Raw genomic sequence first — 12,495 nt, 5'->3', positions numbered from 1 at the left:
TGCAAGCCTTCACTATTTGTCCCTTGTATGTACCTGTTTGTAGAAGAGTCTTTAGAATAGCTCCTCTATTAATATTCTAAAAAATCACAATTTTTTAAACAATAACACGAATCTATGGAATATATTAAAAATACTGTAGATTTTATATAGTGATAAAGAGATAGAACGAAAGATATTAATAATATTTGCATGATTATAATTATATTTATAGAAGAAGTTACAACTAGTCCCCATTTAGTAATAGGTCTAATAACTTATAAAATAATAAAAACAATAAAAAATCTAGCTGATTTAAATAGAATAGATAAAAACAATGAACTTATAAATTCAGATAGATTTATTTTGTTAAATAGCTTTTATGAGTAAACTTAAAATCTGAACCAAAAAGATCCCTCCAACTGGAGGGATCCAAAAATCGTTATTCTTTTATAACAATTCATCCGTCAAACGAATAAATTCCTCTACATCTCTCTCCATTAATTCAATACCAGCTTCCCAAAAAGCTGGCTTTGTTAAGTCAACCCCCAGATGCTTCAGTGCAAGATCTTCTACCTTCATTGAACCAGTATCTCGTAGCAAAGCAATATATTTTTCTTCAAACTCTTTTGGTTCCTTAAGGAATTCGGCGTAAATACCCAAGCTGAATAAAAACCCAAAGGTATAAGGGAAATTATAAAATGGAATATCGTCAATAAAGAAATGTAGCTTGCTACACCAGAAATGTGGATGGTAGCTAGATAAGCTGTTGCAGTATGCCTCTTTTTGGGCATTGACCATTAATTCATTCAATCTTTGTTCTGAAACAATCCCCTCTGAACGTTCCTCATAGAAGGACTTTTCGAATAGATAACGGGCATGGATATTGAAAAACATTGCAATCGCATTTTCCATTTTCGTATTTAACAACGAAATTTTTTCTTCCTTTGTTTTCGCATTAGCTACTGTTGCATTGCTAATGATGGTTTCAGCAAAGGTACTGGCAGTTTCTGCGACATTCATAGCATAGCCGCGATTTAAATTCGGCAAATCTCTCATCACATAGCTATGAAAGGCATGGCCTAATTCATGAGCTAACGTACTTGTGTCAGACGATGAGCCGGTAAACGTCATAAAGATACGGGATTCTTGAAATTCAGGAAGCTCTTCACAGTATCCTCCTGGACGTTTTTTCGGACGATCCTCCGCCTCAACCCAGCGGTTTTCTAAGGCATGTTGTGCAAACTGTGCTAATTGTGGTCCAAAGGTTGCAAAGTTTTCAATCACAAAATCACAGGCTTCATCGTATGAAAAGCTTGGCGGCTTCGCATCCCCCAAGGCAACAGGGGCATCTACATCCTGCCAGCTCAGCTTTTCCATACCAAGTATTTTCGCCTTTTGTGTTAAAAAGTCCACAAACGACGGTTTATGATTGGAAACAGCTGCCCACATCGCATCAAGGGTTTCCTTCGACATACGATTATATTCCAAAGGCTCATCAAGGAAGCTTTCACGCTGGTGTGCTCTTTGCAGCGTAATCCGATATCCATCTAAATGATTTAGCGTATCAGCGAAAATAGGAGCAAACTTAGTCCATGCAGCCTCCCAATTTTCAAATAGCTGTTTTCGTACCTCTGGATCAGGATCCGAATACATGCGGTTCATTGCCTGACCGACTGAATATTCCTTTTTGTTCCCCGCTTTATCCGTAAACGGAATGGTCATAATGGAAACAGCTGTATCGTAGAGACGGCTCCAGCCGGCAATCCCATCATTATTTAATTCTGTAATGATTTTTTCTTCAGCTTCGGACAACAGCCGCTTTCCTTGATCACGAATTTCATTTAACGCGAAGGAAAGCTCGGATAATTCAGGATCATTCAACCATGTTTGCCAATTTTCGTCCTCAATAGCAACGAGCTTTTTTGTATAAACGGTCGATAGCTTTTCCATTTCGCTTGCTAGGTCCATTACTTGTCCCATCACTACATTAGCATATTCATCATCTGTATAGGCATCCTGCCACATATGGACAAAGGAGCCAGCTTGACCTAAGCCTTTTTCAATTGATTCCTGCTTTGTTAATAGTACTTTCAGAGACTCCGCTGAATTAGTTCCATGATGGTCCCATTGTTGAATCAGCTCTTGGTAATCTTGGATTTCTATTTTAATCGTATGTAATTTTTCCTGTAATTCAGGTGATTTCGTTCCTCCTGGAAAAATAGTATCTAAATCCCATGTATCAATGTATTTCATCTATTTCACTCCTTTTCTACTTACCATTTTATACTTTTTAGTCTGCGAAGGAAAAAAATAACCCTGAAATCACCTCAAGAATCTTCTCGTTTCACTAAAAGCTCTATTTTATTGCTTTCCGCCTGTTGAGACCTTATCAATATCAGACTGTTCTTTTTTTATCTCTAATTGTTTTTTCATCACGAGTGCTTCTCCATCTACAACCATTTCTTGACGTTGATTCCATACCTGTGTTTTTAATTTAATAAATTTTTTACGATCCTGTTTTTCAATCACTTCTACCACCGCTTTAATGGTATCTCCTACCTTGACAGGAGCTGTAAAGCGAAAGCTCTGCGATAAATAGATGGAATTGGGGCCTGGAAGCTTCATACCAAGTACTGTAGAGATAAAGCTACCTGTTAAGAGACCATGAGCAATCCTATCCTGAAAAATCGTCTTATCCGCGAACTCTTCGTCAATATGCATCGGGTTAAAATCCCCTGTTATGCCCGCAAATTGATAGATATCAAATTCCGAAATGGTTTTTGAAAAAACAGCTTGATCCCCTATCTGAATGTCTTCATAAGTTAATTCTTTTTGCATAAGTATTCCTCTCCTTTAAATCAATCCTATTATATAGATACTTTCTATACCCAAAACGATATTTCCTTTAATTTACATTAGAAAATTTAGAATAGTATATTAATAAAAAACCGCACAGGCGAAAATATCACTGTGCGGCGGAATTCTATTGTTTTGTCCGTTGTATAAAATAGTTTATCTTTACATAGATTTGTTTAAAAATAATCTGAAAAATAGGGTGTATCCCGTTCAATCAAGCTTTCTAATCTCTCTACCGTTTGTTTGTTTCCTGTAAGACGACCGATGACAGCTAAATAGGATGGTCGCTTGTAACCTAGTAGCATGGTTGTCAGCGTTTGGATATTTAAGGAAAAATCAGGCAGTTCTTCACTTTGAACGAGCTTTCCTTCACCTGTTTCAGATATATGGAGCGTGTAAATCCCTTGATTCCATTCCAAAATGGGGTCATCTAGCTCAAATGTTAAACGGATTTCTGTTCCAAGAGCCCTAAATGGATACTGGGCAATAAACTGTCTAACATCGACAATCCTTGCCATATAATAAGGAACAATCGTTTCCTTTATATCCCCATCCTCGAGCCAGAAGGCTAAAGGATCATTTGTGTACGTGCTTCCCACCACCTTAGATACCATTGAAAAATGGGCACTAATGAAATTCCAAAGACCAATCCTTGCCTCCTGGTTTATATAAACCATTTCCTTCACATGTAATACATCCTTCGATATCCAATATAACAAATAACCCAGTGGCTGATGTGTTCCATCATAATAAACAGCTGCTGTTAGATCGTCCAAATCCCATCTCCAATATTCATCCCATGCTAATTCATTTCGAATCATAGCCGCATGACGCATGCCAGAAAAATGTCTGTAAACCTGGCGAATATCAGGATGCTCTGTGTCCAGCCTTTCAACATAGCCAGGTACCTTTCTCGCCTTTGGCAGCTGGTAGTCCTTGATTTCAAAGGTCATCTTATCAGAAATGATTTCCCAGCCTTTTCGGCGGTAAAAGGGAAATGAGTAAGGAAATAAATAGGATATCGATTGTTTCCTTTCCTGCATATCCAAAAGGGCCTGTCGTAGCAGCTTATTCATAAGCCCCATGTTCGCATATTCAGGATATGTACCAACACCTGTCAGTCCACCCATTTCAAAAGTACGGCCAAAAATATTCACCCGGAAAGGGTATACAGCCAGTTGCGATATCAATGTTTCACCATCAAACCAGCCAAGTACATCTGCTTTTTCCAAAACAGGCAGTTTGGCAAGTGCAATTTCTCGCTCCTCCCAGCCAACCATTTGTAGTTCCTTTTTCGTGACTTGAAATACATAGCGTAATAACTCATTGAATTGTTGAAAATGTCTTGTTTCCACTTTCCCCATTCTGAGCCTATCCAATCGACTCATGATATTCCCTCCAAAAATGTATGTACATTTCTTTTTCTTCTCTATCTATTTTAAACAAAAGTAAGATACTTATATACAGCACGCTTACATATTGCAAAGGTATTCAACATCTAACCCAATAAAAAAAGCTGCCTTATAAGGGGGCAACTTGTCATCATTTTGAGCATACAGTCATATTATTGAAGATAATATTCCTCTAAATACAATTGATAGAGCATTTCCTCATATTTATTGTCCAATAGCTCCCGTAATACATAAAGCTCTTCTGTCGAAATCATAGAGTTTCTCAGATTATCGATTTGAGCAAACTCGATATCCTCCCAGCCATTTAATTGATGAATATCCATCACAATAATGAGATTACTAATCTCATCAATAATCTGATCTCTGACTGATAAACCTATTCTATTTTTTCGGATGTTTTTCGTTGAAATGGTCATAATCACCCTCCTTATGGACTATAAGTCATATGTTAAACAATTCACATAATCTCATGCAATTTATTCATTAGACTAAAAATAAAATGACTATATAGATAATTAAAGCATCCTCATTATTATTTTACAATATAGGTTCCTGCTTCATTTTCGAATTTTCAATGAACGATGCTTTGTATCAGGACAAAAAGAAGAGAGAGCTGATTCTCGAGTTAAAGCAGCTCCCTTTTCTATCTTCTATTATTAAAGGTGGGTAAAGTAAAATGGTTTTCAGCTAAAAGGTTTAAAATGGTAAAGGTCGAATCTTTTTATTTTGCAGGAACAGTATTGTTTTCTGCTTTTTGCTGGATTAATTTAGCCAAATCTAAGAAGTGATCATCACGTGTATGAATGGCTTTTGCTCCATGATCGTCATATTCGTAGAAGCCTTTATTTGTACGGATTCCGTGTTCCCCGTTTTCTACCATTTCATTTAAGAAGGCTGGAACCTCTCTTGTATTGGAAAGATCCTTCATGATGTTGCCTACCATCGCTCTTGTTGTTTCAAGTCCAGCTAAATCCTGACTCTCTAAAGGTCCACAGAAAGCCCATTTAAAGCCCATGCTTCCTCTTGTTGCGATATCGATATCTTCCGCTGTACAAATTCCTTGTTCAATTAAATTGAAGCATTCACGCAGGTAAGCTACTTGAACACGGTTCACGATAAAGCCTGTAATTTCTTTTTGTAGCACAACCGGAGCTTTACCAATTTCTTTCATTAAATCATAAGTAGCTTGAACTACCTTTTGGTCCGTTTTTTCGAATTGAGCAATTTCCACTACCGGTACAATTTGTGGCGGGTTAAAATAGTGTGTAATTATGAATCTTTCCGGATGCTTTGCGTTTTGTGTTAATTCCTTTAATGGAAACGTTGATGTATTGGAAGCAATGATCGTTTTTTCAGAGACAACGCTTTCAATGATTTCGTATGTCGCTAATTTTGTCTCAAGAACCTCAGGAATCGATTCAAGAATAAAGTCTGCACCGTCAATCGCTTCACGTAAATCTGTTGTATAGGTGATACGTGCTAATGCCTGATTCATTTCTATGGCAGTTGTCATTTCTTTTTCTACCATAATTTGAAGGCTATTCGTAATCAGCTCTCTAGCTTTTTCTAAAGAAGATTCTCTCCTTGCTTGGATTTTTACATTTTTACCCGCTTGGGCAAATAATTGAGCAACACCATGTCCCATGATTCCTGCTCCAAGTACGGCCATATTTTGCATGTGAATACCCCTTTTCGTTTCATGTAGTTTCAAATTATGACTCAAGTGCTTCATGTGGATAGATGCCTAAGGTCATTTAATATTTGTTTGTTTTACTCATTATAACACTAGCAATGTGGAATAGATTGTAATCTAGATTACAATCTATTAAGAAAATTTTATCCTATTTTTTATATTAAAATAATAAGTTTTGTAAATAGAAACGATCACACATAAAATACAGCTCCCTGATAAGAAGCTGCTCATTTACTATTTAACTATTAATACTGGACAATGAGCCCGTTTAGCCACTTTATGACTTACACTGCCAAGTACAAACTCCTGTAAAACATTCAAACCCCTGCTACCTAAAATAATAATATCCGCGTTTTTTTTATGTGCATAATCTACAATGGTTGGACCAGGGTCTCCAGTTAAAAAGTTTATCTCATAAGAAATACCGGACTCTTTCGCCATTCTTTCCACTTCTTCTACTCTTTTTTTCCTCCTATCACCAGAGCTGTCTGAGTTCCAATGGCTAAGTGTTTCAGACTTTGCTTTACTAGGATCCACAATATAGATTATATCCACTTTATGTTCAGCACTGTTTTTGGCAATATGTATCGCATTCTCCGCAGCTCGCTTAGAGTGTTCTGAGCCATCTGTTGCTAGCAATATGCACTTATACAATTGATTCCCTCCCTAGTAATAGGAAAACCTAGTTTATCTTGAATCATTTTGTCTTCATGTCAATCACAAGGATAGTAAGCGTTTACAAACATATTAACGGTTCAGCTTTTATCTGTAAATAATTAAGACAGAAACTCTATAAAATAGACAAAAACAGCCTACATAAATAGTAGACTGTTTGATGAAACAACATTTATTTAACAATAAGGACCGGGCAATTCGCCTGTTTCACCACTTTATGGCTTACACTGCCTAAAACCATTTCCTGCAAGGAGTTAAGCCCTCTGCTGCCAATTACAATCATGTTAAACTTTTCGTTATTGGCAAAATCAACGATAGTAGGTCCTGGGTCACCGTGTAGAATTTTAATATCATAGGCTGTACGATGAGTTCTCAACACCACTTCAACAGCGCGGAGCCGTTTCCTTCTAGCAAAATCAAGCTCTTCTTTTCCATAAAAATGTAAAACTTCATTTTTTGATTTTGCGAAATCCGCCACTAACGCAAGGGTTATCTTGCATTCACGTCCTAAAGCGGCAAGCTTAACAGCCTCCTTGGCAGCCCTTACTGAGTGATCTGAACCATCTGCAGCTAATAATATTCTATTGTACATTCCATTCGACTCCATTCTCACATGAATTAATGCATGGACAGCCTTGCGTCCGTATCATTAAAGACAGCCAATTTATCAACTAGCTTTTTACTTGCTGCATTTAGATTATGAAGGGTAACAAAATTGTTATTTTCCCTATATTTCATGACAACTTTATCGATCGCACCAACAGCCGAATCATCCCAAATATGCGCTGCTGAAAAATCAATCACTATTTTTTTATCTTCTACAGTGAAATCAAATCCATCGACAAATCCGTCAACAGATGCAAAGAATAACTGTCCTTCGACTTCATAATGTACTTGGCTGTTCTCTTCCTGCTTTATCACTTTCAATTTAGAAATTTTTGCGACAAAGAAAATGGCGCTTAAAATAACCCCTGCAATAACTCCCTTTGACAAATCATGTGTAGCAACGACAATTGAAACCGTTACAAGCATGACGACCGCATCTGTTAGGGGTGCTTTTCTTAAATAAGAAAAAGATGACCAATCAAAAGTGCCAATCGAGACCATAATCATAATACCGACAAGGACAGGCATGGGTATTTGTATAACCCAATCACCCAATACAATAATCAGAAAAATTAAAAATAATCCAGCAATCAAGGTCGATAATCTACCACGTCCACCTGATTTCACGTTAATAACAGATTGACCAATCATGGCACAGCCAGCCATCCCGCCAAAGAACCCCGTTACAATGTTAGCTAGACCCTGCCCTCTTGCCTCTTGATTTTTATTGCTCTCTGTTCCGGTCATATCATCTACAATCGAGGCTGTAAGCAAGCTTTCTAGTAGTCCTACTATCGCTAAGGAGATAGAATAGGGAAATATAATAGCTAGTGTTTCAAATGTAAATGGAACATTTGGAAATAATAGATGCGGCAAAGATTGTGTAATCGCGCCCAAATCTCCGACTGTTCTAAGCTCTGCTCCTGAAAAAATCGCAACAGCAGTTAAAACCAAAATAGCGATTAAAGGGGCTGGTATCGCTTTGAAAAAACGAGGTACGACATACACTATAACCAACGTAATGGCAACAAATACGTAAGTCAAAGTGGAAATTCCAATGAAGTGCGGCACTTGTGCCATAAAGATTAGAATGGCCAATGCATTTACAAATCCTATCATAACGGCACGTGGGATAAATTTCATCAGCTTTGCTACTTTAAACACGCCAAAAAGAATCTGAATGATTCCGGTTAAAATCGTAGCAGCAAATAAATACTGAAGTCCATACTCACTAACCAATGGAACCATTACTAATGCCATGGCACCTGTTGCCGCTGAAATCATCCCAGGTCTTCCACCTGCAAATGCAATAATAACAGCCATCGTAAATGAGGCATATAAACCAACCATCGGGTCTACCCCTGCAATAATCGAAAAGGCAATCGCCTCTGGAATTAAGGCTAGTGCAACAACAATACCAGAAAGCAAGTCCCCCTTCACATTCGAAAACCATTCTTTTTGTATTCTTTCAACCAAATTCATCTTCCCCCAAATACTTTTTATGTTAATTAAACATGATAATAACAACGAAAAACTTACTTGAACAGTCTATCACCTTTCGAATCAAAAAGGAACTATTTTGGGACAATTTATCGCCAGTAAAATTACTTTTGCAGAAAAAGAGAGAATTTGAAGCTTTTATTTATAATAGAATGATATGGTATGATAAAAGCAAGTAAGGAGATGTAGGAGAGAATGCCATGCTAATCGGGTATATTAGACCGTTACAGGACGACCTAAACGGTGAAATACAACAGGCTACTTTAGAAAAACTTAAATGTAATCTCATTATCAAGGAGGAACATTCTTCTGCTAAAAAAAGGGTTAAACTTAAAAAAATGATCAACGGCCTTAATAAAGGAGACAAAATCATCGTAACAAAGCTATCTGTCCTTGCTGATTCCACACGCCATTTAGTTGATCTGCTCGAATCTATGAACATGAAAGAGGCATATTTATACTCTTTGAAGGAGAAAGTTGATACGAGTACTGCTTCTGGCTCACTTTTCAAGGACACGGTCAAGCATTTAGTAGATTTTCAAAGTGACGTCATTAGTGAGAAAACGAAAAAAGGACTTTCTGAAGCAAAACAAAAAGGGATTATTGCAGGGCGGCCAAGAAAATCTGACGAAAATGTCGATCGTGCCATAGCTATGTATCAAAGTAAAAAGTATACTCTTGCTGAGATTAAAGAGGCAACAGGTATCAGTAAATCTACATTATATCGTTATTTGGAACAATAATCTTATAAAAAATAAACATACTATTTTTAGTATGTTTATTTTTTACCACTTTTGATTTACATTACATGTAAAAATTTGATCTGACCTATTTAGCCAATATTTTTACAATATCCTTAGGCTTTAAGACTTTTCCAAATGAAACAACCTTTTCATCCACAACTAACCCTGGCGTTGACAAGATTCCATATGCCATGATTTCCTTCATATCTGTTACTTTTACTATTTCCGCTTCAATTCCTAAATCCTTCACTGCTGCTTCTGCATTTTCTCCTAATTTCACGCAATTTTTACATCCGGTACCTAAAATTTTAATAATCATCGTCAGTCACTCCTATTTATAGCTTAATTAATTATCTAAAGAAACCAGCAAAGCTAGATTCCTTTAAGTCAGCTTACTTACAATAAAAGGAAACCAAAACTATTAATAGCATAGCCGATAATAAGAATACCGATCGTAACAATACTAAAAAATACGGCTAAAAGCTTTGGCTTAACCACTGTTTTTAGCATAATCAGGGATGGCAGGGATAATGCTGTTACCGCCATCATAAAAGCTAGCGCCGTGCCAAGTCCTACTCCCTTTGCAACCAGTGCCTCAGCAATCGGCAATGTGCCAAATATATCTGCATACATCGGTACTCCAACAATGGTGGCTAAAGGAACAGAATACCACTTATCTTGTCCAAGAAGTGAGCTTATAATGGATTCTGGAACCCAGTTATGGATAGCTGCACCAATGCCGACGCCTATGAGAATATAGAGCCAAACTTTTCTGATAATATCTATAACCTGGTCTCTTGCAAATACTAATCGCTGCTTTGTTGTCAGTTCTTCTTGGGCAGCAGCCATCATTTTATTATTAAAAACAAATGGTTCTACATATTTCTCCAATTTCAGTTTACTAATAGTCGTACCGCCAACTACCGCAAGCACCAGCCCTACCACTACATAGGCAAGTGCTATTTTCCAGTTAAAAATACTTGCCAGTAAAATAACGGAAGCTAAATCAACTAGCGGTGAAGAAATAAGGAAGGAAAAAGTAACCCCAATCGGTAAACCAGCATTCGTAAATCCAATAAATAGCGGAATAGATGAGCAAGAGCAAAAGGGTGTTACCGTACCAAGTAATGCACTAAGTAAATTAGCTGTTGTTCCTTTAAATCTGCCTAAGATTTTTTTGGTCCTCTCCGGTGGAAAAAAGCTTTGAATATAGGAAATGAAAAAAATCAAAATGGAAAGTAGGATAAAGATTTTAATGACGTCATAAATATAAAAATGAATGCTGCCCCCTACCCTATTACCTACATTTAGACCAAAAGCATTTTCCACTAGTAAAGTAACTAAGTCGCTTAACCATTCCATTTTGAGGAGCTGATTATTCAGCCATTCAAAGATTTCCATGGGATCATCTCCAAACATTCTATCAAACAATGATAATATTAATAGGATATGCTCCTTTATTTGCAAGCTGATAAAGCAATACCAAGTGGATCTTCTTGGTATTGCTTTTTCTTACTCTCCAGTCTCGGCAAAACGCTTAATTCTATCTCCAATTTCATCACGAACACGCTGGAAAAAAGCCCATTTTTCAGCATCTGTTCCTTCTGCTTTAGCTGGGTCGTCGAAGCCCCAATGCTCACGCATCACCTTTTGTGGTGTGACAGGACATTTATCAGCTGCATCACCGCATAGTGTAACAACTAAGTCTGCGTTATTTAAGATATCTGGGTCGATTATATCGGATGTTTGATTGGAAATATCAATTCCTGCTTCTGCCATCGCTTTGACTGCATTCGGGTTCAAACCGTGTGCTTCAATTCCTGCACTGTGAACCTCCCATTCATCACCTAAATGCTTTTTCGCCCAGCCTTCAGCCATTTGACTGCGACAGGAATTTCCGGTACATAAGAAATAGATTGTTTTTTTCGTCATTGTTCATCCTCCTTGTTTATTATTGTATGGATGTTCGAAAATATTTTCTTTCCCAACGTAAGGCTACTCCAACAAGGGCAATGAGGACAGGAACCTCTACTAGCGGTCCTATCACTGCTGCAAAAGCTTCTCCGCTGTTAATCCCAAATACGGCTACCGCAACGGCAATGGCTAATTCAAAATTGTTACTGGCTGCTGTAAAGGAAAGGGCAGCTGTTACAGGGTAGGATGCGCCTGCTTTCCGTGAAGCGAAAAAGGAGACAGCGAACATAACTAAGAAATAGATTAGCAACGGAATTGCAATCCGAATTACATCCATTGGTAAAGCAATAATTTGATCGCCTTTTAAAGAAAACATCATGACTATTGTAAATAACAAAGCAATTAACGTTAACGGAGAAATCTTAGGTAGGAACTTCCCTTCATACCAATCCCTCCCTTTTATCTTTAACCCTAGATAACGTGTTAGCATTCCAGCAAAAAATGGAATACCTAGATAGATTAGTACACTCTTTGTAATTTCCCACATTGAAATAAACACAGTCAAATTCTCTAATCCAAAAACGCCAGGTAGTACATTTAAAAAGAAATAGGCAAAAACAGAATAAAATAGGATTTGAAAGATTGAGTTAAAGGCAACTAAGCCTGCCACATATTCGCGGTCGCCGCGTGCTAAATCATTCCAAACGATAACCATCGCGATACAACGGGCAAGACCAATCATAATAAGGCCTGCCATATATTCTGGATAGTCACGCAAAAAGATAATGGCTAAAAAGAACATTAAAACAGGGCCAAGCAGCCAATTTTGTAACAGTGAAAGAATAAGCACTTTCCAATCTTTAAAAACGCGCCACATTTCTTCGTATTTTACTTTTGCAAGCGGTGGATACATCATGATAATCAACCCGATGGCAATCGGAATATTCGTTGTTCCAACCGAGAAAGTATCCAACACCTTTTTAAAATTCGGTGACATGACTCCTATCAGAATCCCAACCGCCATTGCCGCAAAAATCCATAATGTTAAGTATCGATCTAAAAAGGATAACTTTTTAGTTAAACTTTCTTTAGGCATACTACTTCACTCCTAATAGGT

The 12,495-nt window shown here is 37.4% G+C and carries 13 protein-coding genes; 1 reads left to right on the top strand and 12 read right to left on the bottom strand.

All coding sequences use genetic code 11. The annotated features are described in order from the left end of the window. Positions 1-426: 426 nt before the first annotated feature. The 8 genes from BQ5321_RS11645 to BQ5321_RS11610 all read right to left on the bottom strand — a co-directional run bounded on the left by BQ5321_RS11645 (position 427) and on the right by BQ5321_RS11610 (position 8,703). Positions 427-2,232, bottom strand: coding sequence for a M3 family oligoendopeptidase (locus BQ5321_RS11645; protein ID WP_071394654.1), 1,806 nt, complete (start codon positions 2,230-2,232; stop codon positions 427-429). A 108-nt stretch (positions 2,233-2,340) separates the two neighbouring features. Beyond that, entirely contained in the window at positions 2,341-2,817 is a 477-nt protein-coding gene (locus BQ5321_RS11640) for a MaoC family dehydratase (RefSeq protein WP_071394653.1), read from the bottom strand. A 194-nt stretch (positions 2,818-3,011) separates the two neighbouring features. Further along, a complete protein-coding gene (locus BQ5321_RS11635; RefSeq protein ID WP_071394652.1) occupies positions 3,012-4,223 on the bottom strand; it encodes a GNAT family N-acetyltransferase in 1,212 nt (403 codons plus the stop codon). A 176-nt stretch (positions 4,224-4,399) separates the two neighbouring features. Then, on the bottom strand, positions 4,400-4,663 hold the full coding sequence (locus BQ5321_RS11630; RefSeq protein WP_071394651.1) for a hypothetical protein: 264 nt from the start codon (positions 4,661-4,663) through the stop codon (positions 4,400-4,402). Positions 4,664-4,968: 305 nt separating this feature from the next. Continuing rightward, a complete protein-coding gene (locus BQ5321_RS11625; RefSeq protein ID WP_071394650.1) occupies positions 4,969-5,925 on the bottom strand; it encodes a 3-hydroxyacyl-CoA dehydrogenase family protein in 957 nt (318 codons plus the stop codon). Positions 5,926-6,174: 249 nt separating this feature from the next. After that, positions 6,175-6,594 carry a universal stress protein gene (locus BQ5321_RS11620; RefSeq protein ID WP_071394649.1) on the bottom strand — a complete coding sequence of 140 codons (420 nt, stop codon included), beginning with the start codon at positions 6,592-6,594 and terminating at the stop codon, positions 6,175-6,177. Between the two features lie 193 nt (positions 6,595-6,787). Continuing rightward, positions 6,788-7,207, bottom strand: a complete 420-nt coding sequence (locus BQ5321_RS11615; RefSeq protein ID WP_071394648.1) for a universal stress protein — start codon at positions 7,205-7,207, stop codon at positions 6,788-6,790. A gap of 26 nt (positions 7,208-7,233) precedes the next feature. Next, a complete protein-coding gene (locus BQ5321_RS11610; protein ID WP_071394647.1) occupies positions 7,234-8,703 on the bottom strand; it encodes a SulP family inorganic anion transporter in 1,470 nt (489 codons plus the stop codon). 218 nt (positions 8,704-8,921) lie between these two features. On the opposite strand from BQ5321_RS11610, the gene BQ5321_RS11605 reads away from it, so the two are divergent. Continuing rightward, complete coding sequence (locus BQ5321_RS11605) at positions 8,922-9,464, top strand: recombinase family protein (protein ID WP_071394646.1); 543 nt, start codon at positions 8,922-8,924, stop codon at positions 9,462-9,464. 85 nt (positions 9,465-9,549) lie between these two features. On the opposite strand, the gene BQ5321_RS11600 is transcribed toward BQ5321_RS11605, so the two are convergent. The 4 genes from BQ5321_RS11600 to arsB all read right to left on the bottom strand — a co-directional run bounded on the left by BQ5321_RS11600 (position 9,550) and on the right by arsB (position 12,474). Continuing rightward, positions 9,550-9,783: a thioredoxin family protein gene (locus BQ5321_RS11600; RefSeq protein WP_071394645.1), complete on the bottom strand. Its 234-nt coding sequence runs from the start codon at positions 9,781-9,783 to the stop codon at positions 9,550-9,552. A gap of 77 nt (positions 9,784-9,860) precedes the next feature. After that, complete coding sequence (locus tag BQ5321_RS11595) at positions 9,861-10,865, bottom strand: permease (protein WP_071394644.1); 1,005 nt, start codon at positions 10,863-10,865, stop codon at positions 9,861-9,863. A gap of 111 nt (positions 10,866-10,976) precedes the next feature. Further along, positions 10,977-11,396, bottom strand: coding sequence for an arsenate reductase (thioredoxin) (arsC, locus tag BQ5321_RS11590; RefSeq protein WP_071394643.1), 420 nt, complete (start codon positions 11,394-11,396; stop codon positions 10,977-10,979). A 19-nt stretch (positions 11,397-11,415) separates the two neighbouring features. Continuing rightward, a complete protein-coding gene (gene arsB, locus BQ5321_RS11585) occupies positions 11,416-12,474 on the bottom strand; it encodes an ACR3 family arsenite efflux transporter (RefSeq protein ID WP_071394642.1) in 1,059 nt (352 codons plus the stop codon). Between the last annotated feature and the right edge of the window lie 21 nt (positions 12,475-12,495).

The sequence above is a fragment of the Bacillus tuaregi genome, assembly GCF_900104575.1.
Classification (GTDB): Bacteria; Bacillota; Bacilli; order Bacillales; family Cytobacillaceae; genus Bacillus_BD; species Bacillus_BD tuaregi.
Note: the sequence above shows the minus strand (reverse complement) of the source record. Positions and strands in the feature narration are given on the sequence as shown.

Bases quoted from the DNA above. Each gene is read 5' to 3' on its own strand.
- BQ5321_RS11645 (WP_071394654.1), bottom strand. From the start codon at position 2,232: ATGAAATACATTGATACATGGGATTTAGATACTATTTTTCCAGGAGGA.
- BQ5321_RS11640 (WP_071394653.1), bottom strand. From the start codon at position 2,817: ATGCAAAAAGAATTAACTTATGAAGACATTCAGATAGGGGATCAAGCT.
- BQ5321_RS11635 (WP_071394652.1), bottom strand. From the start codon at position 4,223: ATGAGTCGATTGGATAGGCTCAGAATGGGGAAAGTGGAAACAAGACAT.
- BQ5321_RS11630 (WP_071394651.1), bottom strand. From the start codon at position 4,663: ATGACCATTTCAACGAAAAACATCCGAAAAAATAGAATAGGTTTATCA.
- BQ5321_RS11625 (WP_071394650.1), bottom strand. From the start codon at position 5,925: ATGCAAAATATGGCCGTACTTGGAGCAGGAATCATGGGACATGGTGTT.
- BQ5321_RS11615 (WP_071394648.1), bottom strand. From the start codon at position 7,207: ATGTACAATAGAATATTATTAGCTGCAGATGGTTCAGATCACTCAGTA.
- BQ5321_RS11610 (WP_071394647.1), bottom strand. From the start codon at position 8,703: ATGAATTTGGTTGAAAGAATACAAAAAGAATGGTTTTCGAATGTGAAG.
- BQ5321_RS11605 (WP_071394646.1), top strand. From the start codon at position 8,922: ATGCTAATCGGGTATATTAGACCGTTACAGGACGACCTAAACGGTGAA.
- BQ5321_RS11600 (WP_071394645.1), bottom strand. From the start codon at position 9,783: ATGATTATTAAAATTTTAGGTACCGGATGTAAAAATTGCGTGAAATTA.
- BQ5321_RS11595 (WP_071394644.1), bottom strand. From the start codon at position 10,865: ATGGAAATCTTTGAATGGCTGAATAATCAGCTCCTCAAAATGGAATGG.
- arsC (WP_071394643.1), bottom strand. From the start codon at position 11,396: ATGACGAAAAAAACAATCTATTTCTTATGTACCGGAAATTCCTGTCGC.
- arsB (WP_071394642.1), bottom strand. From the start codon at position 12,474: ATGCCTAAAGAAAGTTTAACTAAAAAGTTATCCTTTTTAGATCGATAC.